This is a genomic window from Pseudomonas flexibilis (genome assembly GCF_000802425.1).
In the GTDB taxonomy this organism is placed as follows: domain Bacteria; phylum Pseudomonadota; class Gammaproteobacteria; order Pseudomonadales; family Pseudomonadaceae; genus Serpens; species Serpens flexibilis.
Genome location: NZ_JRUD01000016.1, coordinates 113,561 through 138,997 on the forward strand (window position 1 = coordinate 113,561; position 25,437 = coordinate 138,997).

Consider the following 25,437-nt stretch of genomic DNA (forward strand, 5'->3'; position numbering starts at 1 on the left):
CCGACCGCCCTGGTCGTCATCTGGATTTCATCTAGATTGAACAAGCTATGGAATCCAGCGACCAGGAGATGGACACATGAACCTGAACAACAACGCCACCCAGCCTGTACCCACCCACCTCCCCGCCGACTGCTTTGCGTGTGCAGTGATCGATGAGCAGGGACGCGAAGTACCCATCACCGAAGCCATGATCCAGCAGGCCTGCCGCGCCCTCGATCAGGAGCCCGATGAGGATGAGCCCACCCAGGGGTGAGGCTCAGACCAGCCTGGCCCCCAGCGCACGAACCAGCGCAGCCAGTTGCGGGGCCTGGCCCAGCAACTCGACCCTGAGGCCATCGATTTCCCGGCGTGGCGGATAATGCTTGCGCAGCGCGTCGAAGCCGGCGCGACGCATGTCCTCGTCGCCTCTCAAGCTGCGCCGAAAATCGGCGGAGTCGCGCCGCGGATCGTAGACGGCCCGACACAGGGCAGACAGCGCCCAGTCGGGGTCCGCACCGGCGTGCAGGGTCAATTGCGATAGCCAGGGCTCGGGCAATAGCGCCTCCAGCTCCAGCGGCGCCAGCATGCCCAGGTGTGCGCAGAGCGCGCGGTAGATCTGTGCAGTGCCGCGCGCCTTGCCTTCCAGGCTGTAGCCCGCGATGTGGGGGGTGGCGATCCGGCATCGCTCGGCCAGTGCCACATCCACGAGCGGCTCACCCTCCCAGACATCCAGCACCGCCTCGACATCGGGCCGCTGCAGGAGCAGCGCATGCAGGGCCTGGTTGTCCACCACCGCGCCGCGGCTGGCATTGATCAGCCAACTGCCGGGACGCAGCCGGGCCAACCGCTCGGCATTCAGCAGATGGCGCGTCGGCCACCGGCCTGCCGAGGTGAGCGGTGTATGCAGACTGATTACATCGCACTGCGCCAGCAACTCGTCCAGATCGACATAATCGCCACCCTCGCGCTCCGCGCGCGGCGGGTCGCAGACCAGCACCCGACAACCCAGCCCGCGCAACACCTCCACCAGCCGCGCACCCACCTGGCCGGCGCCCACCACTCCGTAGCAGCGCTCCCGCAGTGGCGAGCCCGCCACTTCGGCCAGCGCCAGCAGGCTGCCCAGCACGTAATCCACCACTCCACGGGCATTGCAGCCCGGCGCGCTAGCCCACGCAATGTTGGCGGCGGCCAGATGATCGAGGTCGAAGTGGTCGGTGCCTATGGTGCAGGTGCCGACGAAGCGCACCGGGCTACCCTGCAGCAAGGCGGCATCCACCCGGGTCACCGAGCGCACCAGCAGCACATCGGCTTCGGCCAGGGCATCAGCGCTGAACGCGCGCCCCGGCTGACGGCGGATCTCGCCGAATTCGGCGAAGAAGGCTTCGACCAGGGGTATGTTTTCGTCGGCAAGAATGCGCATGCTCGGACTCCTCGGAGGGGGCGCCAGTTTAGTCCTTTGCCCTTGCGACCCCTACCCTTTCTTCGCCTGGGTGCGCGGCGTAGAATCCCCGCCTTTTACCTGTCGCCGTCCCATGAGCCATATGAACCGCGTTTCCCGCGTCGGGCACGAACTGAGCGCACTGCTCGCCCTCGCTACTCCCATCATCATCGCCCAGGTGGCGCATACCGCCATGGGCGCCGTCGATGCCGTGATGGCTGGCCGGGTCAGCGCCGCCGACCTGGCGGCCGTGGCCTTGGGCAACTCCGTCTGGATTCCCCTCTACCTGCTGATGACCGGCATCCTGATGGCAACCACCCCGAAGGTGGCCCATCGCTTCGGCGCCGGCAAGCTGGCAGAAATCGGGCCGCTGGTGCGCCAGGCGCTCTGGCTGGGATTGGCGATTGGCCTGCTGTTCGCATTTCTACTGACCCAGGCCAGGCCCGTGCTGAATGCCATGCAGGTCGACCCCGGATTGATCGAGCCCACCCTCGGCTATCTGCAGGGGGTAGCGTTCGGCTTTCCCGCCGCCGCCGTCTACCAGGTGCTGCGCTGCTACAGCGACGCCCTGAGCCACACATTGCCGAGCATGATCATCGGCCTGCTGGGCCTGCTGGTTAACATCCCGCTCAACTATGTGCTCATCCACGGCAAGCTGGGCTTGCCCGCCCTGGGCGGCGTGGGCTGCGGCTGGGCTACCGGGCTGGTGATGATCGCCATGCTGGCGGCCATGCTCACCTGGGTCAACCGCTCGCCCATCTACCGCTTCAGCGAACTGTTCAAGCATTTCGAGCGCCCACGCTGGCCACTGATCCGAGCACTGCTGGCGGTGGGCGTGCCGATCGGAATCGCCATCTTTGCCGAGTCGAGCATCTTCTCGGTCATCGCCCTGCTGATCGGCAGCCTCGGTGACACCGTGGTGGCCGGCCATCAGATCGCCCTCAGCATCTCGTCGCTGGTGTTCATGGTGCCCCTGTCCCTGGGCATGGCGGTCACCGTGCGCGTGGGCCAGGCCCTGGGCCGCAACGCGCCACGCGACGCACGCTTCGCCGCGGCCCTGGGGATCGGCGTGGCACTGAGCTACGCCTGCTTCTCGGCCATGCTGATGATGGTATTTCGCGAGCAGATTGCCGGGTTCTACTCGCCGGACCCGGCGGTGGTCGCCCTGGCCAGCACCCTGCTGATCTATGCCGCGCTCTTCCAGTTTTCCGACGGCATACAGGTTTCCGCCGCTGGCGCCTTGCGTGGTTATCAGGACACTCGGGCGGTGATGCTGATCACCCTGCCCAGCTACTGGGGCATCGGTCTGACGGTGGGCTACCTGCTGGGGCTCACCGACCTGCTCGGCGCCCCCAGCGGCCCGGCAGGCCTATGGCAGGGCCTGATCGTCGGCCTGAGCTGCGCGGCGCTGATGCTCGGCTGGCGACTGCATGTGCGCGCAGGCCGCGCGATCCACCGGATGGCACCGACACAGGAATAGCCCGTGTCGGCAGCTCAATCGGCCTTCTTGCGGATCCAGTAGAGGAACTGGCCGGCATCCTCGCGCTGCTCGACCAGCTCATGGCCAAGAAACACGCAGAACTTGGGGATGTCACGACGGGTCGAGGGATCGGTGGCAATGACCTGCAGCAGGCCGCCGGCCTGCAGGTCGCGCACCTTGTTGTGCAGCATCATCACCGGTTCGGGGCAGTTCAGCCCGCTGGCGTCGAGAATCGCGTCGGGTTGCAGGGACATCGTGATACTCCGGAAACAGGCGGCTATTGTGGCGCAAAGCGGGCATTACGCCCAGCCGGAGGAACGTCATGCGCGACTGGTGCGTCAAGCGTCTGGATGACAACGGTAACGAATGCCTGGTGCGCGAACGCCTGACCCGGGCCGAGGCCGAACACCTGGCTCGCGACTACCAGGCCCGCGGCCACAAGCAGACCTACTGGGCAGCACCCATGCCGCCCACACCGCCGCGCTCGTGAGCCGCGCGGGAACCCTTGGCCCGCCCGGTCGGTCCAGAGCAGAACCCGTGGCACGACTTCCAAGGATCACACCATGCCAGCCCTGGACAGCCTGAATTGTTGCCGCACCCTGCAGGTCGGCAAGCACACGTATCACTACTACAGCCTGCCGGAGGCCGGGAACAGCCTGGGTGATATCGCACGCCTGCCGCTCTCGCTCAAGGTGCTGCTGGAGAATCTGCTGCGCTGGGAGGATGGCCGGACGGTACGCCGGGAGGACTGCCAGGCCATCGCCGACTGGCTTCGCGAGCGCCGCTCGGAGCACGAGATCCAGTACCGGCCGGCACGGGTGCTGATGCAGGACTTCACCGGCGTGCCGGCGGTGGTCGACCTGGCCGCCATGCGCGACGCCACGGCCAGGGCGGGCGGCGATCCCCGGCAGATCAACCCGCAGATCCCCGTGGACCTGGTCATCGACCACTCGGTGATGGTCGACCGTTTCGCCGATCCGAGCGCGTTTGCCGACAACGTGGCCATCGAGATGCAGCGCAACGCCGAACGCTATGCCTTCCTGCGCTGGGGTCAGCAGGCATTCGCCAACTTCCGCGTGGTGCCGCCGGGCACCGGCATCTGCCACCAGGTCAACCTCGAGTACCTGGCCGATGTCGTGCGCAGCGAGACCGATGACGGTCGTATGCTGGCCTTCCCCGACAGTCTGGTGGGCACCGATTCGCACACCACCATGATCAACGGCCTCGGCGTGCTCGGCTGGGGCGTGGGCGGCATCGAAGCCGAGGCGGCGATGCTCGGCCAACCGGTGTCCATGCTGATTCCGGAGGTGGTGGGCGTGAGGCTCACCGGTCGGTTGCGCGAAGGGGTGACCGCCACCGACCTGGTGCTCACCGTCACCCAGATGCTGCGCAAGCATGGCGTGGTCGGCAAGTTCGTGGAGTTCTACGGTCCCGGGCTGGACGCCCTGCCGCTGGCCGACCGCGCGACCATCAGCAACATGGCGCCGGAATATGGCGCCACCTGCGGCTTCTTCCCGGTGGACAGGATCACCCTCGACTACCTGCGCCTGACCGGTCGCGATGCGTCGCGCATCGCCCTGGTGGAGGCCTACTGTCGGGCCCAGGGCCTGTGGCGCGACAGTGCCAGCCCCGAGCCCGAGTTCAGCGAAGCCCTGCACCTCGATCTGGACAGCGTGCAGCCCTCGCTGGCCGGCCCGAAACGGCCGCAGGATCGCGTCAACCTTCCGGACATGCGCGCCAGCTTCGATCTGCTGCTGGAAACCAGCGGCCGGAGCGCGCAGATGCAGAGCGAATTTCCGGTGCCGGGAGAGTCTTTCGGCTTGCGTCACGGGGCGGTGGTCATTGCCGCCATCACGTCTTGCACCAACACCTCCAATCCCAGCGTGCTGATGGCCGCCGGACTGCTGGCCAAGAAGGCGGTGGAGCGTGGCCTGCAGCGCAAGCCCTGGGTGAAGTCCTCGCTGGCGCCCGGCTCCAAGGTGGTGACCGACTACCTGGAAAAGGCCGGCTTCACGCCCTATCTGGAGCGACTGGGGTTCTACCTGGTCGGATATGGCTGCACCACCTGCATCGGCAACTCGGGCCCGCTGCCGGACCCCATTGCCCAGTGCATCACCGACCAGGACCTGATCGTCTGCTCGGTGCTTTCCGGCAACCGCAACTTCGAAGGCCGCGTACATCCCCAGGTCAAGGCCAACTGGCTGGCTTCGCCGCCGCTGGTGGTGGCCTTCGCTCTGGCCGGAACCACGCGCATCGACCTGCTGAGCGAACCACTGGGCCACGACCCGCAGGGCCAGCCGGTGTACCTGCGCGACCTGTGGCCCAGCAACGCAGAAGTGGCCGCCGCCGTGGGCGCCGTCGAAGGCGAGATGTTCCGCCGCGAATATGCCGACGTGTTCAGCGGCGACGAGGCCTGGCGCAGCATGCCGCTGGCCAGCGGCGACACCTATGCCTGGGACCCGCACTCCAGCTACGTGCAGCACCCGCCCTATTTCAAGCGCATCGACCAGCCTCTGGAGCCACCGGCGGACATCCTCGGCGCGCGCATCCTGGCGCTGTTTGGCGACTCGATCACCACCGACCACATCTCCCCCGCCGGGAACATCAAGGCCACCTCGCCGGCCGGCCTCTACCTGCAATCGCTGGGCATCGCGCCCCGGGACTTCAACTCCTACGGCTCGCGGCGCGGCAATCACGAAGTGATGATGCGCGGCACCTTTGCCAACATCCGCATCCGCAACGAGATGCTGGCGGGCGAGGAAGGCGGCTACACCCTGCATCATCCGGGCGGCGAGAAGCTCTCCATCTACGACGCGGCCATGCGCTACCAGCGCGAAGGCGTGCCACTGGTGGTGATTGCCGGGCAAGAGTACGGCACCGGCTCCTCCCGCGACTGGGCGGCCAAGGGCACCAACCTGCTGGGCATCAAGGCGGTGATCGCGGAAAGCTTCGAGCGCATTCATCGTTCCAACCTGATCGGCATGGGCGTGCTGGCCCTGCAGTTCATGGCCGGCCAGAATCGCCACAGCCTGGGCCTGACCGGTGATGAAGTGCTGAACATCCGGGGTCTGTCCGCCTCGCTGGCGCCCCGCCAACAACTGACGGTGGACGTCACCCGCCGCGACGGCTCGCAGGACAGCTTCCCCGTCCTTTGTCGCATCGACACCCAGAACGAAGTGGATTACTTCATGCACGGCGGCATTCTGCACTTCGTTCTCCGCGAACGCCTCGGAAGTCCATGACCAGGATCAATTCCGAATGAATGAAGTGTCAGGAACTCTGGCGCACACTTATTCATTTATGTTTTTTTGGCGTCAGCCGATTTACTCATGTCATGACTTTCCCCGGTGGACACTACGTCACCGCATGGATCCCAGAATGCGCAAGAATTTGCCTGTCACTCAGCGCGAACGCACCTTCCCGGCCGAGCAGCGACTGATTTCCACCACTGACCTGAAAGGTCAGATCACCTACTGCAACGATGCCTTTGTGCAGATCAGCGGCTTCAACCGCGAGGAGCTGCAGCGCGCGCCGCACAACCTGGTACGCCACCCGGATGTGCCGCCGGCGGTGTTTGCGCACATGTGGCAAACCCTCAAGTCGGGGCGCCCGTGGATGGGCATCGTCAAAAACCGCTGCAAGACCGGCGACCACTACTGGGTGAACGCCTACGTGGTGCCGATCCTGGAAAACGGCAAGGTGGTCGGCTACGAGTCCGTGCGCAGCAAGCCGAGTGGCGAGCAGATTCGCCGCGCCGAAGCCCTGTACCGACGCATCAACGGCGGCAAGCCGGCAGTACCTCGCCGGGCCCGCTGGCTACCGGTGCTGCTCAACTGGCTGCCGTTCATCCTGGTCAGCCAGATCGGCTTCGCCGTCGGCGCCTGGCTGAACAGCGGCTGGGGCTTTGCCCTGGCCGCCCTGCTGAGCATTCCCCTGGGGCTGGCCGGTCTCTACTGGCAGACCCGCGGCCCGCGCCGCCTGCTGGGTGTGGCCAAGAGCCAGGGCATCGCCGATCCGCTGATCGCCCGCATGTACACCGATGGCCTGGGTATCAGCTCGCAGCTGGAAATGGCCATGATCAGCCAGCATCTGCATTTGCAGACCTGCCTGACCCGCCTGCAGGACACGGCAGAGCAGCTGACCCGCCAGGCCAGCCAGGCCGACCAGTTGGCGCAGAACAGCTCCAGCGGCCTGCAGAACCAACTGAGGGAAACCGAGCGTGTCGCCGAATCGATCCGCCTGCTCAGCAGCGCCACCCACGAGGTGGCCAGCCACATCGGGCAGACCGCCGAGGCCACCCGCAACGCCAAGGCGCTGGCCGACCAGGGACGCCTGATCGCCGAGCAGGCCAGCCGCGCCATCGAACAGCTGTCGCAGGCCGCCGGCCATTCCAGCGCCACCGTGGCGCGCCTGGCCCAGGACAGCAGCGAAATCGGCGGCGTGGTGGATGTCATCAAGGGCATCACCGACCAGACCAACCTGCTGGCCTTGAACGCCGCCATCGAAGCGGCGCGCGCCGGCGAAATGGGCCGCGGCTTCGCGGTGGTGGCCGACGAGGTACGCCTGCTGGCCAGGCGCACCGCGGATTCCACAGAACAGATCCACCAGCTGATCGCCACGCTGCAGCGCACCGCCGAAGAGGCCGTGCAGGCCATGGAAGACAGTCGCCGCCAGGCCGACGACAGCGTCGCCCAGGTACTGAATGCGGATCGCGCCCTGGCCGGCATCGGCGAAGCCGTGCACCGCATCGCCGACATGGCCGGGCAGATCGCCACCGCCGCGGAGCAACAGAGCACCACCGCCGGTGAAATCAACCGCAACATCGACACCATCGCCCTGCTGGCGGAGCGCACCGCCGGCGAAGCGGCCGGCACCGCGCAACTGAGCAAGGAGCTGACCGCCACGGCGCGCGGCCAGCATGCCCTGGTGGAGCGCTTCAACCGCTAGCGGGAGTTGCCCGACAATAAAGCCGCGATCACCTCGGCGCAGTGCTGCAGATGCTGCGCCTGGGTGAAGCCTGAGCTTTTGAGCGGTTTCAGATCATGGTCGGCGGCGGCCAGCCAGTCCAGGCGGATGCTCGCCGACAATCGATAGGTTTCAACCTCCGGCCGTGATCCCAACGCATCCCGCTCGCCTTGCAGGATGAGGGTCGGCGTACGCAGTTCCGCCAGGTGCTCGACGCGGGTCTTCTCCGGCTTGCCTGCGGGATGGAACGGATAGCCCAGGCACACCAGCGCGTCGACCCGCAACTCATCAGCCAGCAGACTAGCCATGCGCCCACCCATGGACTTGCCACCGATGGCCAATGGCCCCGTGACCTGTTGCCGCACCTGGGCGTGCACCGCGCGCCAAGCGTCCAGCAAACGCGCCTGGGGATCCGGCGGGCGACGTGTACCACCGAGGCGCCGCGCAGCCATGTAGGGGAACTCGAAACGCACCACGGCAATCCCGCACGCCCCTAGCCTCTGGGCGATCTCCTCCATGAACGGGCTGTCCATAGGCGCCCCCGCGCCATGGGCCAGGATCAGCGTCGCACGTGGACTCCCGGCCGGTCTCGTCCATAACCATGCCGCTTCGTCCGCCGCCCGGGCGGGTCCGAGAGGACATTGATCCGGGTCAATATGCTGGCAATAGCGTTTCACCATCCTTCACTCCGCTGCAAAACCCGTCGATTCCTGGCCTCCAGGAGATGGCAGACGCAGCACTCTGCCCAAAACCGTGGATGGAAGCCCATACATGAACACAGCAACCAGTACCGCCTATAACTACAAGGTGGTCCGCCAATTTGCCATCATGACGGTGGTGTGGGGCATCGTCGGGATGCTTGTCGGCGTCCTGATCGCCGCCCAATTGGCTTGGCCCGCCCTGAACCTCGACCTCCCCTGGACAAGTTTCGGCCGCCTGCGCCCACTGCACACCAACGCAGTGATCTTCGCATTCGGTGGCTGCGCCCTGTTCGCCACCTCCTACTACACCGTGCAACGCACCTGCCAGACCACCCTGTTCGCACCCAAGCTGGCCGCGTTCACCTTCTGGGGCTGGCAGCTGGTGATCCTGCTCGCCGCGATCTCCCTGCCCCTGGGCTGGACCGGCGGCAAGGAGTACGCCGAACTGGAATGGCCGATCGACATCCTGATCGCCGTGGTCTGGGTCGTTTACGGCATCGTGTTCTTCGGCACCCTGCTGAAGCGCAACGTCAAACACCTGTACGTCGGTAACTGGTTCTTCGGCGCGTTCATCATCGTTGTGGCGATGCTGCACATCGTCAACAACCTGGAGATGCCGGTCACCTGGACCAAGTCCTACTCCCTGTACTCCGGCGCCACCGACGCAATGGTGCAGTGGTGGTATGGCCACAACGCCGTGGGCTTCTTCCTGACCACCGCCTTCCTCGGCATGATGTACTACTTCGTACCGAAGCAGGCTGGCCGTCCGGTCTACTCCTATCGCCTGTCCATCGTGCACTTCTGGGCGCTGATCACCCTGTACATCTGGGCCGGTCCGCACCACCTGCACTACACCGCGCTGCCGGACTGGGCCCAGTCCCTCGGCATGGTGATGTCCCTGATTCTGCTGGCTCCGAGCTGGGGCGGCATGATCAACGGCATGATGACCCTCTCCGGCGCCTGGCATAAGCTGCGCACCGACCCGATCCTGCGCTTCCTGGTGGTTTCCCTGGCCTTCTACGGCATGTCCACCTTCGAAGGCCCGATGATGTCGATCAAGACCGTGAACGCCCTGTCGCACTACACCGACTGGACCATCGGTCACGTACACGCCGGCGCCCTCGGCTGGGTTGCGATGGTCTCCATCGGCTCCCTGTACCACCTGATCCCGAAGGTGTTCGGTCGCGAAGAGATGCACAGCATCGCGCTGATCAACACCCACTTCTGGATGGCCACCATCGGCACCGTGCTCTACATCGCCTCGATGTGGGTGAACGGCATCGCCCAGGGCCTGATGTGGCGCGCCGTGAACACCGACGGCACCCTGACCTACTCCTTCGCCGAAACCCTGGTGGCCAGCCACCCCGGTTTCGTCGTGCGGACCATCGGGGGCGCCATCTTCTTCGCCGGCATGCTGCTGATGGCCTACAACACCTGGAAAACCGTGCGCGCCGCCAAGCCTGAAGAGATGGAAGCCGCCGCGAAGTATGCGGTTGAAGGAGCCCACTGATGAAACACGAAATTCTCGAGAAGAACGTCGGCCTGCTGTCCATCTTCATGGTCATCGCCGTCGCAATCGGCGGTCTGACGCAGATCGTGCCGCTGTTCTTCCAGGACGTGGTCAACGAGCCGGTGGACGGCATGAAGCCCTACACCGCCCTGCAGGTCGAAGGCCGTGACATCTACATCCGCGAAGGTTGCAACGTCTGCCATTCGCAGATGATCCGCCCGTTCCGCGCAGAAACCGAGCGCTACGGCCACTACTCCGTCGCCGGCGAAAGCGTCTGGGACCACCCGTTCCTGTGGGGCTCCAAGCGTACCGGTCCGGACCTGGCCCGCGTCGGCGGTCGTTACTCCGACGACTGGCACCGTGCCCACCTGTACAACCCGCGCAACGTCGTGCCCGAGTCGATCATGCCCGCCTACCCCTGGCTGGTAGAGAACACCCTGGACGGCAAGGACACCGCCAAGAAGCTGCAGGCGCTGCGTACCCTCGGCGTGCCCTATACCGCCGACGACATCGCCACCGCACGCGACGCCGTCAAGGGCAAGACCGAGATGGACGCCGTGGTCGCCTACCTGCAAGTGCTTGGCACCTCGCTCACCAACAAACGGTAACGGTGCATGGAAATCGGGCTAATTCGCGGCTTGGGCACCCTGGTGGTCTTCGTCGCCTTCATCGGCGTGGTCCTCTGGGCCTATAACAGCAAGCGTCGCGGCAGCTTCGACGAAGCCGCGCTGCTGCCCTTCGCCGATGACCCGCAAGGCCTGCACAACCAGCAAGTCTCTAGGAGTAACCAAGAATGACTTCTTTCTGGAGCTGGTATATCACCCTGCTCACCCTCGGCTCCCTAGTGGCGCTGCTGTGGCTGATTTTTGCGACACGCAAAAGTGAACAGTCCAAGGGCATTACTGATCAAACGATGGGCCATTCCTTCGATGGCATCGAGGAATACGACAACCCGCTGCCGCGCTGGTGGTTCCTGCTGTTCGTGGGCACCATCGTCTTCGGCGCCGTTTACCTGGCCCTCTATCCGGGCCTGGGGAACTGGAAGGGCATCCTGCCCGGCTATGAAAATGGCTGGACCAGCGTTGGCCAGTGGGAACGCGAAATGCAGCGTGCCGACCAGCAGTACGGGCCGATCTTCGCCAAGTATGCGGCCATGCCGCTGAAGGAAGTCGCTCAGGACGAGCAGGCCCTGAAAATGGGCAGCCGCATGTTCGCCACCTACTGCTCCATCTGCCACGGCTCCGATGCCAAGGGCTCGATGGGCTTCCCCAACCTGGCCGACAGCGACTGGCGCTGGGGCGGCGATGCCGAGACCATCAAGGCCTCCATCCTGCACGGCCGCACCGGCGTGATGCCGGCCTGGGGCGCGGTGATCGGCGAAGATGGCGTGAAGAACGTGGCCGCCTATGTGCGCCAGGAACTGGCTGGCCTGAAGCTGCCGGAAGGCACCCAGGTTGACCTGGAAGCCGGCAAGCAGGCGTTCGCCACCACCTGCGTGGCTTGCCACGGTCCGGAAGGCAAGGGTATGGCCATGCTCGGCGCACCCGACCTGACCCACCCGGCCGGCTGGATCTACGGCACCAGCCTGGCCCAGCTGCAGCAGACCATCCGCCATGGTCGTACCGGCGTCATGCCGGCCCAGGAACCCTACCTGGGCAACGACAAGGTGCACCTGCTGGCGGCCTACGTGTACAGCCTGTCCAAGCAAGCGCAAGTGGCCAGCAAATAAGCGCCGCCACCGACCTTGATCTGTAACAAACATTCGGCCGCCTTCGTGCGGCCGAATGTCGCACCGCACACCTGCCCTTCCCCGCCCCCCGCTCCATTCGGTTACCCTTTTCACGCATCGCTTGGCCGTGCCTAAGAAGGCAGCCGAGGTCTTCCAGCTTTCCGCCGTTCGTCGCGCACGCTTCCGACACTCCGACCATCGCTGTAAGCCCTTGATTTTCCGGCCTCTGCGAGCCCCGCCAAAAGGGTGGCGCGTTTGCATTGACCTTCCGGTTTCTCCATACTGCCGCCGTTTTTTGCCTTGTGCGCCTTCTAACCGTGGAACCCCTACAAATGAGTACAGCAATCCAAAGTGCTTATAACTATAAGGTGGTCCGCCAGTTCGCCATCATGACGGTGGTCTGGGGGGTCATAGGAATGGGTCTAGGTGTGTTCATCGCCGCGCAACTGGTGTGGCCCGAACTCAACCTCGACCTTCCCTGGACGAGTTTCGGCCGCCTGCGTCCGCTGCACACCAACGCAGTGATCTTCGCATTCGGTGGCTGCGCCCTGTTCGCCACTTCTTATTACGTGGTCCAGCGCACCTGCCAGACCCGTCTGATCTCCGACGGCCTGGCCGCCTTCACCTTCTGGGGCTGGCAAGCGGTCATCGTCCTGGCTGTGATCACCCTGCCGCAGGGCTTCACCAGCTCCAAGGAATACGCCGAGCTGGAGTGGCCGATCGACATTCTGCTGGCCATCGTCTGGGTGTCCTACGCGATCGTGTTCTTCGGCACCATCATGAAGCGCCAGAGCAAGCACATCTATGTGGGTAACTGGTTCTACGGCGGCTTCATCCTGGTCACGGCGATGCTGCACATCGTCAACAACCTGGAAATCCCGGTCACCTGGTTCAAGTCCTACTCCATCTACTCCGGCGCCACCGACGCGATGGTGCAGTGGTGGTATGGCCACAACGCCGTGGGCTTCTTCCTGACCACCGGCTTCCTCGGCATGATGTACTACTTCGTACCGAAGCAGGCTGGCCGTCCGGTCTACTCCTACCGCCTGTCCATCGTGCACTTCTGGGCGCTGATCACCCTGTACATCTGGGCCGGTCCGCACCACCTGCACTACACCGCGCTGCCGGACTGGGCCCAGTCCCTCGGCATGGTGATGTCCGTCATCCTGCTGGCTCCGAGCTGGGGCGGCATGATCAACGGCATGATGACCCTCTCCGGCGCCTGGCATAAGCTGCGCACCGACCCGATCCTGCGCTTCCTGGTGGTTTCCCTGGCCTTCTACGGCATGTCCACCTTCGAAGGCCCGATGATGGCCATCAAGACCGTGAACGCCCTGTCGCACTACACCGACTGGACCATCGGTCACGTACACGCCGGCGCCCTTGGCTGGGTGGCAATGATCTCCATCGGCTCCCTGTACCACCTGATTCCGAAAGTGTTCGGTCGCGAGCAGATGCACAGCATCGCCCTGATCAACACCCACTTCTGGCTGGCCACCATCGGCACCGTGCTGTACATCGCCTCCATGTGGGTGAACGGCATTACCCAGGGCCTGATGTGGCGCGCCGTGAACCAGGACGGCACCCTGACCTACTCCTTCGTCGAAGCGCTGGAAGCCAGCCACCCCGGCTTCATGATTCGCGCCCTGGGCGGTGCGTTCTTCGTCGCCGGTATGCTGCTGATGGCCTACAACACCTGGCAGACCGTGCGCGCAGCCAAGCCTGAAGAAGTCGAAGCGGCCGGGAAGTTCACGGTCCAAGGAGCCCACTGATGAAAAGCCATGAGAAACTCGAGAAGAACATCGGTCTGCTGACCCTGTTCATGATCATTGCCGTGGCCATCGGCGGCCTGACCCAGATCGTCCCGCTGTTCTTCCAGGACGTGGTCAACGAGCCGGTGGAAGGCATGAAGCCCTACACTGCCCTGCAGCTGGAAGGTCGTGACATCTACATCAAGGAAGGCTGCGTCGGCTGCCACTCCCAGATGATCCGTCCGTTCCGCGCGGAAACCGAGCGCTACGGCCACTACTCCGTCGCCGGCGAAAGCGTCTGGGACCATCCGTTCCTGTGGGGTTCCAAGCGTACCGGTCCGGACCTGGCCCGCGTCGGCGGTCGTTACTCCGACGACTGGCACCGTGCCCACCTGTACAACCCGCGCAACGTCGTGCCCGAATCGAAGATGCCCTCCTACCCCTGGCTGGTGGAGAACCGTCTCGATGGCAAGGACACCGCCACCAAGATGGAAGCACTGCGCACCCTGGGTGTGCCGTACACCGACGAGGACATCGCAGGCGCCAAGGCAGCCGTGAAGGGCAAGACCGAAATGGACGCCCTGGTGGCCTACCTGCAAGTGCTCGGCACCTCCCTCTCGAACAAACGGTAACGCACTATGGATATCGGACTCATTCGCGGCCTGGGCACCCTGGTCGTCTTCATCGCCTTCATCGGCGTGGTTCTCTGGGCTTACAACAGCAAGCGCAGGAAGAGCTTCGACGAAGCGGCCAACCTGCCCTTCGCCGACGAAGAGTCCGAACCCAAGAAGCGCGACGAAGAAGCTTCCCGGAGTAACAAAGAATGACCAGTTTCTGGAGTTGGTACATCAGCATCCTCAGCCTCGGCACCATCGCCGCGCTGACCTGGCTGCTGTTCGCCACCCGCAAGGGCCAGCGCCCCGACAACGTCGAGGAAACCACCGGCCACAGCTACGATGGCATCGAAGAGTACGACAACCCGCTGCCGCGCTGGTGGTTCATGCTGTTCGTGGCCACCATCATCTTCGCCCTGGGCTATCTGGTGCTCTACCCGGGCCTGGGCAACTACAAGGGCATCCTGCCCGGCTATGAAGATGGCTGGACCGGCGTGAACCAGTGGAAGAAGGAAATGGCCAAGGCCGACGAGCAATACGGCCCGCTGTTCGCCAAGTACGCCGCCATGCCGCTGGAGGAAGTCGCCCAGGACGAGCAGGCCCTGAAGATGGGCAGCCGCCTGTTCGCCTCCAACTGCTCGGTGTGCCATGGCTCCGACGCCAAGGGCTCCTATGGCTTCCCGAATCTCACCGACAACGACTGGCTGTACGGTGGTGATCCGGAAACCATCAAGACCACCATCCTGCACGGCCGCCAGGCCGCAATGCCGGCCTGGAAAGACGTGATCGGCGAAGAAGGCGTCAAGAACGCCGCCGCCTACGTGCGCAGCCTGGCCGACCTGAAGCAGCCGGAAGGAATCGCCGTGGACCTTGCCGCAGGTCAAAAGATCTACCAGACCAATTGCGCAGTATGTCACGGCCCCGACGGCAAGGGCTTGCAGGCCATGGGCGCTCCGAACCTGACCGACCGCGTATGGTTGTACGGTTCCAGCTTCGCCCAGGTCCAGCAGAGCATCCGTCACGGTCGTAACGGCCAGATGCCCGCCCAGGAAGCCTTCCTGGGCAATGACAAGGTGCACCTGCTGGCCGCCTACGTGTACAGCCTGTCGCAGCAAGCTGCTGACGCTCAATAAGAAAAATACTTTCGGTGCGACCCGGGGTCGCACCGAAAGCGCATACATCAGGCGTACCATTGGCAGCAGGCCAAATGATTCCATCCGACAACGCATCGGCTGGAGCCCCACCCCGCAAAGTGGTACCTGATGATGAGTGAGCAGATCCCCGTTCGTGACGTGACACCCGCCAAAGGTGAAAACGTCGACCTCTACGCCAAACGCGAGAAGATCTACACCCGAGCGTTCACCGGCGTGTTCCGCAACATCCGCCGCTTCGGCGGTGCGTTCCTCTTCATTCTGTTCTTCGGCACGGTCTGGCTGAACTGGGATGGTCGTCAGGCCGTCTGGTGGGACCTGCCCGAGCGCAAGTTCCACGTCTTCGGTGCCACCTTCTGGCCCCAGGACTTCATGCTGCTGTCGTGGCTGCTGATCATCTGTGCCTTCGGCCTGTTCTTCATCACCGTGTTCGCCGGCCGCGTCTGGTGCGGCTACACCTGCCCGCAGAGCGTGTTCACCTGGGTGTACATGTGGGCGGAAAAGGTCACCGAGGGCGACCGCAACCAGCGCATGAAGCTGGACAAGGCGCCGATGAGCGCCAACAAGCTGCTGCGCAAGGTGGCCAAGCACGCCATCTGGGTGGCCGTCGCCGTGCTGGTGGCCATCACCTTCGTCGGCTACTTCACCCCGATCCGCCAACTGGTTCCCGATCTGCTCAGCCTCAACGTCGACGGCTGGGCCGCCTTCTGGATCGGCTTCTTCACCCTGGCCACCTACGGCAGCGCCGGCTTCCTGCGCGAGCAGGTGTGTATCTACATGTGCCCCTACGCCCGCTTCCAGAGCGTGATGTTCGACAAGGACACGCTGATCGTTTCCTACGACGCCAACCGTGGCGAAAAGCGTGGTCCGCGCAAGAAGGGCGCCGATTATCAGGCCCAGGGCCTGGGTGACTGCATCGATTGCACGGTATGCGTGCAGGTCTGCCCGACCGGCATCGACATCCGCAACGGCCTGCAGATCGAGTGCATCAGTTGCGCGGCCTGCATCGACGCCTGCGACAGCATCATGGACAAGATGGGCTACCCGCGTGGCCTGATCAGTTACACCACCGAGCACAACCTGTCCGGGCAGAAGACGCATCTGCTGCGTCCGCGCCTGGTCGGCTATGCCGTGGCACTGCTGGTCATGATGGGCCTGTTCTCCTGGGCGCTCACCGCCCGCCCGCTGGTGCAGATCGACGTCCTCAAGGACCGCGTGCTGTACCGCGAGAACGAGGAAGGCAACATCGAGAACGTCTACACCCTGAAGATCATGAACAAGGCGCAGGTCGACAAATCCTTCGTGATCGAAGTCGACGGCCTGCCGGGCCTGGCGTTCGAGGGTCGCCAGCAAGTGCAGGTGGCCGCCGGAGAGGTGCTGTCCATCCCCGCCGAGCTGTCCATCGAACCGGAGAAGCTGCCGTCCAGCACCAACAACATCGTCTTCCGCGTCAAGGCAACGGACGATCAGACCATCCACAACGAGGCCGAGAGCCGTTTCATCGGCCCGACCATTCGCTAAGTAAGGTTCCGCATGCAGTCGAAAACCGAAAGTCGTTGGTACCAGGAGTTCTGGGCCTGGTTCGTCATTGCCATCCTGGCGTTCGCCGTGGTTCTGGGTCTCGGCCTGCTGACCTTCGCGACGATGAACCCCGACGTCCCGGTGGTGGCCAACTACTACGACGTCGGCAAGGGCATCAATGCCTCGCTGGAGCGTGAAAAGCTGGCCAAGAAGCTGAACCTCTCGGCCACCCTGACCCTGGACGACGAGACCGGTACCGCCAACCTGCAGCTGGTGGGCTTCAGCAACCCGCAGCAGCTGGAACTGAACCTGATCTCGCCGACCCAGGCCGAAAAGGATCGCCGCGTCATCCTGCAACCGAAGGGTGACGGCCTCTACCAGGGCTTCCTGCAGGACAGCGTGTCCGGCCGCCGCTTCGTCGAGCTGCTGGGTCAGGAAGGTGGCCAACCCTGGCGCCTGTATGTGGAGAAGGAAGTGATCCCGGGACAACCGCTCACGCTGGAAAACTGATTCCGCCCCGATGAGCAGTCCCGTTCCCTGCTTCCACTGCGGCTTGCCGGTTCCCGCCGGCAGCCGCTTTGTCGCGCCCGTGCTGGGCGAAAGCCGCGAATTCTGCTGTCCGGGCTGCCAGGCGGTGGCCGAAGCCATCGTTGGCGGCGGCCTGGAGAGCTACTACCGCCACCGCAGCGAACCCTCGGCCAACCCCGAAGCGCTGCCCCAGGTGCTCACCGACGAACTGGCGCTCTACGACCGCGCCGAGGTGCAGCAGCCCTTCGTGCAGCACGAAGGCGAGCTGGCGGAAACCACCCTGCTGGTCGAAGGCATCAGCTGCGCCGCCTGCGGCTGGCTGATCGAGAAACACCTGCGCGGCCTGCCGGCGGTGGCCGAGGCGCGCCTGAACCTCTCCAACCATCGCCTGCAGGTACGCTGGTCCGACAGCCAGGTGCCGCTCAGCGAACTGCTGCAGAGCCTGCGGCGCATCGGCTACGCGGCCCACCCCTACCGTCCCGACCGCGCGGCCGAGACGCTGGCCGAGGAAAACCGCCGCGCCCTCAAGCAGATCGGCGTGGCCGGCCTGCTGTGGTTCCAGGTGATGATGGCCACCATGGCCACCTGGCCGGAGTTCAACCTCGACCTGTCGCACAGCTTCCATGTGATCCTGCGCTGGACCGCGCTGATCCTCACCACCCCGATTGTCTTCTACTGCTGCGGCCAGTTCTTCCGTGGCGCGCTGCGCGACCTGCGCACGCGGCACCTGACCATGGATGTCTCGGTATCGCTGGCCATCGGCGGCGCCTACCTGGCCGGCATCTGGTCGACGCTGACCGGCGAAGGCGAACTCTATTTCGATGCCGTGGGCATGTTCGCCCTGTTCCTGCTCGCCGGCCGCTACCTGGAACGCCGCGCCCGCGAGCGCACGGCGGCGGCCACCGCGCAACTGGTCAACCTGCTGCCGGCGTCCTGCCTGCGCCTGGATGAACAGGATCAGTCGCAGCGCATCCTGCTCAGCGAGCTGCGCATCGGCGACCGCGTGCTGGTACAACCCGGCGCTCTGCTGCCCGCCGACGGACGCATCCTCAGCGGCCAGTCGAGCGTTGACGAATCCCTGCTCACCGGCGAATACCTGCCGCAGCCGCGCGGCGTCGGCGACAGTGTCACCGCCGGCACCCTGAACGTCGAAGGCCCGCTGACCGTCGAAGTGCAGGCGCTAGGCGACGACACTCGGCTGTCCGCCATCGTGCGCCTGCTGGAGCGCGCGCAGAGCGAGAAGCCGCGCCTGGCCGAACTGGCCGACCAGGTCGCCCACTGGTTCCTGATCGGCGTGCTGCTGGCGGCCGCCGTGGTCGGCCTGGTCTGGTGGCAGATCGACAGTGACCGGGCCTTCTGGATCGTGCTGGCCCTGCTGGTCGCCACCTGCCCGTGCGCCCTTTCGCTGGCCACGCCGACCGCCCTCACCGCCGCCACCGGCAGCCTGCACAAGCTCGGTCTGCTGCTCACCCGGGGCCACGTGCTGGAAGGGCTGAACCAGATCGACACGGTGATCTTCGACAAGACCGGTACGCTGACCGAGGGGCGCCTGACCCTGCGCGGCATCCACCCGCTGCGCGAGCTGGATGCCGACCAGTGCCTGGCGCTGGCCGCCGCCCTGGAGAACCGCTCCGAACACCCCATCGCCAAAGCTTTCGGCCGCGCCGCCCAGGCCGCCGAGCAGGTCGACAGCCACCCCGGCCTGGGCCTGGAAGGCGTGGTCGAACAGCGCCGCCTGCGCATCGGCCAGCCGGATTTCGTCAGCGCCCTCGCCGGCCAGCCCGCGCCGGCGATTCCTGGCGACCACGGCCAGTGGCTGCTGCTCGGTGACGAACAGGGCCCGCTGGCCTGGCTGGTGCTGGATGATCGCCTGCGCGACGATGCTCCGGCCCTGCTGGACGCTTGCCGCGCCCGCGGCTGGCGCATCCTGCTGCTGTCCGGCGACAGCTCGCCGATGGTCGGCGAGATCGCCCGCCAGCTCGGCATCGAGGACGCCCGTGGCGGCTTGACGCCGGACGATAAGCTCGCCGTGCTCAAACAGCTGCATGCCGAAGGCCGCAAGGTGCTGATGCTGGGTGATGGGGTGAACGACGTGCCGGTGCTGGCCGCTGCCGACATCAGCGTGGCCATGGGCTCGGCCACCGACCTGGCCAAGACCAGCGCCGACGCGGTGCTGCTGTCCAACCGCCTGGACAGCCTGACCCGCGCCCTACCCGTGGCGCGCCGCACCCGGCGGATCATCATCGAGAACCTCAGCTGGGCAATGCTGTACAACGGCCTTATCCTGCCCTTCGCCGCCGTCGGCTGGGTCACGCCGGCGTGGGCCGCGCTGGGCATGTCCATCAGCTCGCTGCTGGTGGTGGTCAACGCCCTGCGCCTGGCCCGCCTGCCTGCCGAAGCTGCCCACTGAGTGCTCTCTACCGGAGGTATCCCATGGCCGCCCTGTACTACATGATTCCCGTGGCCGTCATCGTGGTCGGCCTGGCCATCTGGCTGTTCTTCTGGGCCGTCAACAGCGGCCAGTACGACGACCTCGACAGCCCGGCCCACAGCATCCTTTTCGACGACGACGATCCCAACCACAAGGCCGGGGTCGAGAAGGCGGATCAGGATGCCGGCAAGGACCAGGACAAGCCCAGTGCCTGAACTCGCGCCGCAACTGATTTCCGCGTTCATCCTCGGCCTGCTGGGCGGTGGACACTGCCTGGGCATGTGTGGCGGCCTGATGGGCGCGCTGACCCTGGCCATCCCGCCGGAACAGCGTGGCCGCCGCTTGCAACTGCTGCTGGGCTACAACCTCGGTCGCATCCTCAGCTACGCCGCCGCCGGCCTGCTGCTCGGCCTGGGCGGTTGGGCGCTGGCCAACAGTCCGGCGGCCACGGCCTTACGCGTCGTCGCCGCGCTGCTGCTGGTCGCCATGGGCCTGTACCTGGCCAGCTGGTGGAGCGGGCTGACGCGTATCGAGGCGCTGGGCAAGGGCCTCTGGCGCTTCATCCAGCCGCTGACCCGGCGCTTCATGCCGGTGCACGGCCTGCCGCAGGCGCTGGCGCTGGGCGCCCTGTGGGGCTGGCTGCCCTGCGGGCTGGTGTACAGCACGCTGCTATGGGCGGCCAGCCAGGGCGATGCCCTGGATAGCGCGCTGCTGATGTTTGCCTTCGGCCTGGGCACCTGGCCGGTACTGCTGGCCACCGGCCTGGCCGCCGAGCGCATCACTGCGCTGCTGCGCCGCCGTGGCGTGCGCATCGCCGGCGGCCTGCTGGTCATCCTGTTTGGCCTGTGGACCCTGCCCGGACCGCACCAGGACTGGCTGATGGGCCATGGCGGCCAGCATCAGCAGCACGCGCCGGCCCGGTAGGGCGACACGACAGTTGCGGTCCTACCGCACCTACAACAGCCAGTCGATCGGCAGCCAGGACAGCACCCGCACTGCGGCACGCTTGAGCAGGCCGCTGTTCGGCTCCCGGGTATAGACCCGCTGTTGCGGCCCCGCCTGCTCCTGCCAGTACAGCCGTCCCGCCTCGTCGAGCCGGACCCGGTAGGCATTGGCGGGCACCGCCTGTTCGAAGGCCGAACGGATCTGCTCCGCCAGACGTGGACTATCGATCACCAGACCCAGCTCGGTGTTGAGGTGGCTTGAGCGCGGATCGAAGTTGAACGAACCGACAAACAGCCGCTGCCCGTCCACCGCAAAGGTCTTGGCATGCAGGCTGGAGCCTGAGCTACCGAAGGGCCCGCCTTTCGGCGGCGGCTCGTGGTCCGGGGCAGTACGACGCATCTCGTACAGCTCCACGCCGGCCTGCAACAGCGCCTTGCGCCATTTGGCGTAGCCGGCGTGCACCGGCGCCACGTCGGTGGCATCCAGCGAGTTGGTCAGCACCCGCACATCGATGCCCTGCGCCGCCATCGCCGCAAACGCCTCCACGCCACTGCGGGTCGGAACGAAATAAGGCGACACCAGCTGAAGATGCTGCTGGGGCGTACCGAGGATTTCCTTCAACTGGTGCGGCAAGAGCGCCTCGCGCGGCGCCAGGCCGAGCCCCTTGGCCGGGTCGTCGCTGACCAGCCGCACCGGCACCCATTCCAGGTCCAGGCGTTGCTCGAACAGCCGGCGGATGAAGTCACTGTTGCGCACCGCCTCGACATACATCGCAGCGGCCGGATCGCGCTCGATCAGCGACGCCTGCTCGACCAGCTCGCGCAGATGCGTGGGATCCACGGCGGGCAGCAAGCCAGCCACCGGGTAGCTGGAATCGCTGGCCCAGTAGCGGTCGAAATCGTCCGACACCGCCTTGACCACCGGTCCGACGGCCAGTACGTCGAGATCGGCGAACAGCACCCCGTCGGTAGCACCGAAATATTCGTCGCCGACGTTGCGCCCGCCGAGGACCGTCGCCTGGTTGTCGGCGGTGAACGACTTGTTGTGCATGCGCCGGTTGGCGCGTGAAAAATCGGTCAGCAAGCCCAATAGCCGTACCTTGCGCTGCACATACGGATTGAACAGCCGCACCTCCATGTTGGGGTGCGCATCCAGAGCCGCCAGGGCCGCATCCAGGCCGCGGGTGTTGTTGTCGTCCAGCAGCAGGCGCACCCGCACACCCCGTTCGGCCGCCTCGTGCAGCGCCTCGAACAGCAGCGTGCCGGTCATGTCCTGACGCCAGATGTAATACTGCACGTCGAGGGTGCGCTGGGCAGTGCGGGCCAGCAGCACCCGGGCGGCGAAGGCGTCCTGGGCGTCGGGCAGCGTCCAGATGCCGTTCAGTCCGGGATGGGCCGCCAGTTCCGGGGCCAGCGCCCGGCCCAGCGCAGTGCCAGCCGATTCCTCTTCGCCCAGCGCCTGTGACGCGGTACGCGTCTCCAGGGTCGGCAGGCCGCCACACCCGCAGAGCAGCAGGGCGCACATGCCCGGCAACCACCCGCGGCGCCATGCGGTTCCCACCTGTTTGTTCACAGCAGTACCTCCAGTGCCCAACCGGCCAGGCCGCAGCCCAGCACCAGCAGCCAGGGCGGCAGTTTCCACACCATCAGCGCCAGCAAGGCCGCCAGCGCCAGAGCCAGGTCGGCCGGGCCGAGGATGGCGCTGGTCCAGACCGGATCGTAGAGCGCCGCCAGCAGCACGCCGACCACGGCGGCGTTCACCCCCTGCAGCGCCGCCCCGGTATGCCGGTTGGCGCGCAGGCGCTCCCAGAACGGCAATGCGCCGATCACCAGCAGGAAGGACGGCGCAAACACCGCCACCAGACACAGCAACCCGCCCAGCCAGCCGGTCGGCGGCTGCTCCATGGCCGCGCCCAGAAATGCCGCAAAGGTGAACAGCGGACCGGGCACCGCCTGGGTGGCACCATAGCCGGCCAGAAAGGCCTCGCTGCCCACCCAGCCGCTGCCGACCACCTCGGCCTGCAGCAGTGGCAGCACCACATGACCACCACCGAACACCAGCGCGCCGGCCCGGTAGAAGGCATCGACGCGCTGCAGCCAGGGCAGCGGCCACAGCTGCGCCAGCAGCGGCAGCGCCAGCAGCAGCACGAAGAACAATGCGAGCAGGAAAACCGCCGTGCGCCGGCTAACCAGAATGCCCAGCGGTTGATGCGCCTCGGCCGAATCGGGCTTGAACAGCAGCAGGCCGAGCAGCCCCGCCAGCAGAATCACCGTGACCTGCCCAAGCGCCGAGGACCACAGCAACAGCACCACCGCCGCGCCGAGCATCAGCGCCAGGCGCACGCGGTCCGTGCAGAACACCCGCGCCATGCCCCACACCGCCTGGGCCACCACCGCCACCGCCACCACCTTGAGCCCGTGCAACAGCCCGCTCGGCAGCACACTGCCCCACGCCGCCAGGCCCAGGGCAAACAGGATCAGCAGCAGCGCCGAAGGCAGGGTGAAGCCCGCCCAGGCGGCCAGCGCCCCGCGATATCCCGCCCGCGCCAGCCCGACGGCGATGCCCACCTGGCTGCTGGCCGGACCGGGCAGGAACTGGCAGAGGGCGACCAGGTCGGCGTAACCGCGTTCGCTCAACCACTGACGCCGCCGCACGAACTCGGCATGAAAGTAGCCCAGATGAGCAACCGGACCGCCGAAGGAGGTGAGCCCCAGGCGCAGAAACACCTTGAACACGGTCCACCAGGTATCGGACCGGGCCGTTTCGCTCGACTGCATCGACAGGCTCCCTTGTAAGACGGCGGCATCATAGGCCAGCGCGGCGACTTGATGGAGATCATGCCCAAAACCGGCGGGCGGCAGCAGACTACGCAGCACTTCCCCACCCGCCGGCGCTTGACCTTGCCACGGTGGCAAGGACGAGGATAACGCCCCGGCATTGCACTTTGAGGTATTTTCCATGACTGCTATCGAACTGATGGTTGAAGGCATGACCTGCGGCAACTGCGCCAAGCACGTCGACGAGGCCCTGCGCCCGCTGGCCGGGGTGCAGAACGTCGAGGTCGATCTGGCCGGTGGTCGCGTACGCATCACCGGTGACGCAGACAGCGCCGCGCTGATCGCCGCGCTCGACGATGCCGGTTATCCGGCCCGCCTGGCCGGCGGCCGCAAGAGCGGCGGCAGCTGCTGTGGCGGCTGCTGCGGCTGATCTATCCATTTCGTTTAATCGGGGATTTTTCCATGCGTCAACGCTTCTCCCGTAGCCTGCGCCTCGGCGCCCTGACCACCCTGCTGCTCCTTGGCGGTTGTCAGGAGGAGGCCGTGGTCGATCAACTGGTCATCGACGTCCATCGCGACGCCAACTGCGGCTGCTGCAAGGACTGGATCGCCCACCTCGAGGACAACGGTTTCACGGTACGCGACCACGTCGAGCCCGACATGGTGGCGGTGAAGATGAAGCATGGCGTGCCCCCGCGCCTCGCCTCCTGCCACACCGCGCTGATCGACGGCCGCTTCGTGGAAGGCCATGTGCCGGCCGAGCAGGTGCTGGAGCTGCGCAAGCGCCCCGACCTGCGCGGCCTGGCCGTCCCCGGCATGCCGATCGGCTCGCCGGGCATGGAAATGGGCGGCCGCCAGGACGCCTACGAGGTCATCGGCCTGGCCCGCAATGGCCGCGAGGAAGTGGTCGCCCGCTACCCGGGCAATTGACCGGGTCCTGCGTTTCGCTTCGGGTGCGCAGGCGCTAAGCTGCGCACCCTCTCCTCTTCGTGCGACACGACGATGCAGCGCTTTCCCATCCATTACATCGAGCCGGTGTTCCGTCCGCCCAGCGAGGCCCACTCGCTGATCCTGCCGGTAACCAATGGCTGCTCCTGGAACCAATGCACCTACTGCGAGATGTACACGGCGCCGCAGAAGAAATTCCGCGCCCGTGACGAGCAGGAGGTGCTGGAGGAGATCCGCCGCTGCGGCGAATCCCTGATCGCCCAGCGCGTGTTCCTCGCCGACGGCGATGCCCTGGTACTGCCGACCCACCGCCTGCTGCGCATCCTGGAGGCCATTCGTACCCACCTGCCAACGGTCGAGCGGGTGACGGCCTATTGCCTGCCGCGCAATCTCAAGCGCAAGTCGGTGGCGGAGCTCGCGGCGCTGCGCGCAGCCGGTCTGGCCATGATCTATGTCGGGGCCGAATCCGGCGATGACGAGGTGCTGGCCCGTGTCAACAAGGGCGAGACCCACGAAAGCACCCGGGACGCACTGCTGAAGGCCGGCGAAGCCGGCATCCAGCGCTCGGTGATGCTGCTCAACGGGCTGGGCGGCCGCAGCCTCAGCCGCCAGCACGCCCTCAACTCCGCCCGACTGATCAACGCCACCCAGCCGGAGTTCCTGGCCACCCTGGTGGTCAGTTTCCCGCAGGGCATGGAGCGCTTCCTCGCGAGCTTCCCCGACTTCACGCCGCTGAACCCGCGCGAGCTGTTCGAGGAGACCGAGCGCCTGCTCGACGCCCTGGAGCTGAAGGACACCCTGTTCCGCAGCGACCACGCCTCCAATTACCTGGTCCTCAAGGGCACCCTCGGCGCCGACAAGGCGCGCCTGCTGGAACAGGTGCGCCACGCCATCCGCCAGCCCGATCAGGCGGGCCTGCGTCCGGAGTGGTTGCGCGGGCTGTAGGCAGGCGCACTCGGCTACACTGCC

General features: G+C 65.9%; 26 protein-coding genes and 1 pseudogene. 22 read left to right on the forward strand and 5 right to left on the reverse strand.

The window, feature by feature from the left end:
• Positions 1-76 precede the first annotated feature (76 nt).
• Positions 77-253, forward strand: coding sequence for a PA1571 family protein (locus SF06_RS18515; RefSeq protein ID WP_169745305.1), 177 nt, complete (start codon positions 77-79; stop codon positions 251-253).
• A gap of 3 nt (positions 254-256) precedes the next feature.
• Here the strand turns inward: SF06_RS18515 and pdxB are convergent, their stop codons facing one another.
• Positions 257-1,399, reverse strand: coding sequence for a 4-phosphoerythronate dehydrogenase PdxB (gene pdxB / locus SF06_RS11585; RefSeq protein ID WP_039561512.1), 1,143 nt, complete (start codon positions 1,397-1,399; stop codon positions 257-259).
• 112 nt (positions 1,400-1,511) lie between these two features.
• On the opposite strand from pdxB, the gene SF06_RS11590 reads away from it, so the two are divergent.
• Positions 1,512-2,897: an MATE family efflux transporter gene (locus SF06_RS11590; RefSeq protein WP_039561513.1), complete on the forward strand. Its 1,386-nt coding sequence runs from the start codon at positions 1,512-1,514 to the stop codon at positions 2,895-2,897.
• 14 nt (positions 2,898-2,911) lie between these two features.
• On the opposite strand, the gene tusA is transcribed toward SF06_RS11590, so the two are convergent.
• On the reverse strand, positions 2,912-3,151 hold the full coding sequence (gene tusA / locus SF06_RS11595) for a sulfurtransferase TusA (RefSeq protein ID WP_027590101.1): 240 nt from the start codon (positions 3,149-3,151) through the stop codon (positions 2,912-2,914).
• A gap of 68 nt (positions 3,152-3,219) precedes the next feature.
• Between tusA and SF06_RS18520 the strand changes: the two genes are divergently transcribed.
• The 4 genes and pseudogenes from SF06_RS18520 to SF06_RS11605 all read left to right on the forward strand — a co-directional run bounded on the left by SF06_RS18520 (position 3,220) and on the right by SF06_RS11605 (position 7,844).
• The gene (locus SF06_RS18520) at positions 3,220-3,387 is read left to right on the forward strand and encodes a hypothetical protein (protein ID WP_169745306.1); all 168 of its coding nucleotides are present in this window, start codon (positions 3,220-3,222) and stop codon (positions 3,385-3,387) included.
• Positions 3,388-3,460: 73 nt separating this feature from the next.
• Complete coding sequence (acnA, locus tag SF06_RS11600; RefSeq protein WP_027590103.1) at positions 3,461-6,139, forward strand: aconitate hydratase AcnA; 2,679 nt, start codon at positions 3,461-3,463, stop codon at positions 6,137-6,139.
• Positions 6,140-6,275: 136 nt separating this feature from the next.
• Positions 6,276-6,605: pseudogene (locus SF06_RS19045) on the forward strand (PAS domain-containing protein); the annotation flags it as partial.
• Positions 6,606-6,719: 114 nt separating this feature from the next.
• Positions 6,720-7,844, forward strand: a complete 1,125-nt coding sequence (locus SF06_RS11605; protein WP_437123621.1) for a methyl-accepting chemotaxis protein — start codon at positions 6,720-6,722, stop codon at positions 7,842-7,844.
• On the opposite strand, the gene SF06_RS11610 is transcribed toward SF06_RS11605, so the two are convergent.
• Complete coding sequence (locus tag SF06_RS11610) at positions 7,841-8,542, reverse strand: alpha/beta family hydrolase (protein WP_139182043.1); 702 nt, start codon at positions 8,540-8,542, stop codon at positions 7,841-7,843. The genes SF06_RS11605 and SF06_RS11610 overlap by 4 nt on opposite strands.
• A gap of 91 nt (positions 8,543-8,633) precedes the next feature.
• On the opposite strand from SF06_RS11610, the gene ccoN (SF06_RS11615) reads away from it, so the two are divergent.
• The 13 genes from ccoN (SF06_RS11615) to SF06_RS11675 all read left to right on the forward strand — a co-directional run bounded on the left by ccoN (SF06_RS11615) (position 8,634) and on the right by SF06_RS11675 (position 20,722).
• The gene (ccoN, locus tag SF06_RS11615; protein WP_039561520.1) at positions 8,634-10,073 is read left to right on the forward strand and encodes a cytochrome-c oxidase, cbb3-type subunit I; all 1,440 of its coding nucleotides are present in this window, start codon (positions 8,634-8,636) and stop codon (positions 10,071-10,073) included.
• The gene (gene ccoO / locus SF06_RS11620) at positions 10,073-10,681 is read left to right on the forward strand and encodes a cytochrome-c oxidase, cbb3-type subunit II (RefSeq protein ID WP_039561521.1); all 609 of its coding nucleotides are present in this window, start codon (positions 10,073-10,075) and stop codon (positions 10,679-10,681) included. Before ccoN (SF06_RS11615) ends, ccoO (SF06_RS11620) begins: the two co-directional genes overlap by 1 nt.
• A 6-nt stretch (positions 10,682-10,687) precedes the next feature.
• Positions 10,688-10,870, forward strand: coding sequence for a CcoQ/FixQ family Cbb3-type cytochrome c oxidase assembly chaperone (locus SF06_RS11625; RefSeq protein ID WP_027591501.1), 183 nt, complete (start codon positions 10,688-10,690; stop codon positions 10,868-10,870).
• Positions 10,867-11,802 (forward strand): cytochrome-c oxidase, cbb3-type subunit III, encoded by a 936-nt coding sequence (gene ccoP, locus SF06_RS11630; protein WP_039561523.1) that lies wholly within the window; start codon positions 10,867-10,869, stop codon positions 11,800-11,802. Before SF06_RS11625 ends, ccoP (SF06_RS11630) begins: the two co-directional genes overlap by 4 nt.
• A gap of 332 nt (positions 11,803-12,134) precedes the next feature.
• Positions 12,135-13,574, forward strand: a complete 1,440-nt coding sequence (ccoN, locus tag SF06_RS11635; protein WP_039561524.1) for a cytochrome-c oxidase, cbb3-type subunit I — start codon at positions 12,135-12,137, stop codon at positions 13,572-13,574.
• A complete protein-coding gene (ccoO, locus tag SF06_RS11640) occupies positions 13,574-14,185 on the forward strand; it encodes a cytochrome-c oxidase, cbb3-type subunit II (protein ID WP_039561526.1) in 612 nt (203 codons plus the stop codon). The genes ccoN (SF06_RS11635) and ccoO (SF06_RS11640) overlap by 1 nt, the downstream gene beginning before the upstream one ends.
• Before the next feature lie 6 nt (positions 14,186-14,191).
• The gene (locus SF06_RS11645) at positions 14,192-14,380 is read left to right on the forward strand and encodes a CcoQ/FixQ family Cbb3-type cytochrome c oxidase assembly chaperone (protein WP_027589830.1); all 189 of its coding nucleotides are present in this window, start codon (positions 14,192-14,194) and stop codon (positions 14,378-14,380) included.
• Positions 14,377-15,300 (forward strand): cytochrome-c oxidase, cbb3-type subunit III, encoded by a 924-nt coding sequence (ccoP, locus tag SF06_RS11650; RefSeq protein ID WP_027589831.1) that lies wholly within the window; start codon positions 14,377-14,379, stop codon positions 15,298-15,300. The genes SF06_RS11645 and ccoP (SF06_RS11650) overlap by 4 nt, the downstream gene beginning before the upstream one ends.
• A 132-nt stretch (positions 15,301-15,432) precedes the next feature.
• Complete coding sequence (gene ccoG, locus SF06_RS11655; RefSeq protein WP_027589832.1) at positions 15,433-16,839, forward strand: cytochrome c oxidase accessory protein CcoG; 1,407 nt, start codon at positions 15,433-15,435, stop codon at positions 16,837-16,839.
• A 12-nt stretch (positions 16,840-16,851) separates the two neighbouring features.
• On the forward strand, positions 16,852-17,349 hold the full coding sequence (locus tag SF06_RS11660) for a FixH family protein (RefSeq protein WP_027589833.1): 498 nt from the start codon (positions 16,852-16,854) through the stop codon (positions 17,347-17,349).
• Positions 17,350-17,359: 10 nt separating this feature from the next.
• Positions 17,360-19,777: a heavy metal translocating P-type ATPase gene (locus SF06_RS11665; protein WP_039561529.1), complete on the forward strand. Its 2,418-nt coding sequence runs from the start codon at positions 17,360-17,362 to the stop codon at positions 19,775-19,777.
• 23 nt (positions 19,778-19,800) lie between these two features.
• A complete protein-coding gene (gene ccoS, locus SF06_RS11670; RefSeq protein ID WP_027589835.1) occupies positions 19,801-20,013 on the forward strand; it encodes a cbb3-type cytochrome oxidase assembly protein CcoS in 213 nt (70 codons plus the stop codon).
• Complete coding sequence (locus tag SF06_RS11675; RefSeq protein WP_039561531.1) at positions 20,006-20,722, forward strand: sulfite exporter TauE/SafE family protein; 717 nt, start codon at positions 20,006-20,008, stop codon at positions 20,720-20,722. Before ccoS ends, SF06_RS11675 begins: the two co-directional genes overlap by 8 nt.
• A 30-nt stretch (positions 20,723-20,752) precedes the next feature.
• Here the strand turns inward: SF06_RS11675 and SF06_RS11680 are convergent, their stop codons facing one another.
• Entirely contained in the window at positions 20,753-22,267 is a 1,515-nt protein-coding gene (locus SF06_RS11680; RefSeq protein ID WP_039561532.1) for a phospholipase D family protein, read from the reverse strand.
• A gap of 44 nt (positions 22,268-22,311) precedes the next feature.
• Positions 22,312-23,733 (reverse strand): chromate efflux transporter, encoded by a 1,422-nt coding sequence (chrA, locus tag SF06_RS11685; protein ID WP_437123620.1) that lies wholly within the window; start codon positions 23,731-23,733, stop codon positions 22,312-22,314.
• Between chrA and SF06_RS11690 the strand changes: the two genes are divergently transcribed.
• The 3 genes from SF06_RS11690 to SF06_RS11700 all read left to right on the forward strand — a co-directional run bounded on the left by SF06_RS11690 (position 23,702) and on the right by SF06_RS11700 (position 25,413).
• On the forward strand, positions 23,702-23,950 hold the full coding sequence (locus SF06_RS11690) for a heavy-metal-associated domain-containing protein (RefSeq protein WP_027589839.1): 249 nt from the start codon (positions 23,702-23,704) through the stop codon (positions 23,948-23,950). The two genes, chrA and SF06_RS11690, sit on opposite strands and share 32 nt — an antisense overlap.
• A 32-nt stretch (positions 23,951-23,982) precedes the next feature.
• Positions 23,983-24,450 (forward strand): DUF411 domain-containing protein, encoded by a 468-nt coding sequence (locus SF06_RS11695; protein WP_027589840.1) that lies wholly within the window; start codon positions 23,983-23,985, stop codon positions 24,448-24,450.
• Positions 24,451-24,522: 72 nt separating this feature from the next.
• Positions 24,523-25,413: a radical SAM protein gene (locus tag SF06_RS11700; RefSeq protein ID WP_039561535.1), complete on the forward strand. Its 891-nt coding sequence runs from the start codon at positions 24,523-24,525 to the stop codon at positions 25,411-25,413.
• The last annotated feature ends 24 nt before the right edge of the window (positions 25,414-25,437 follow it).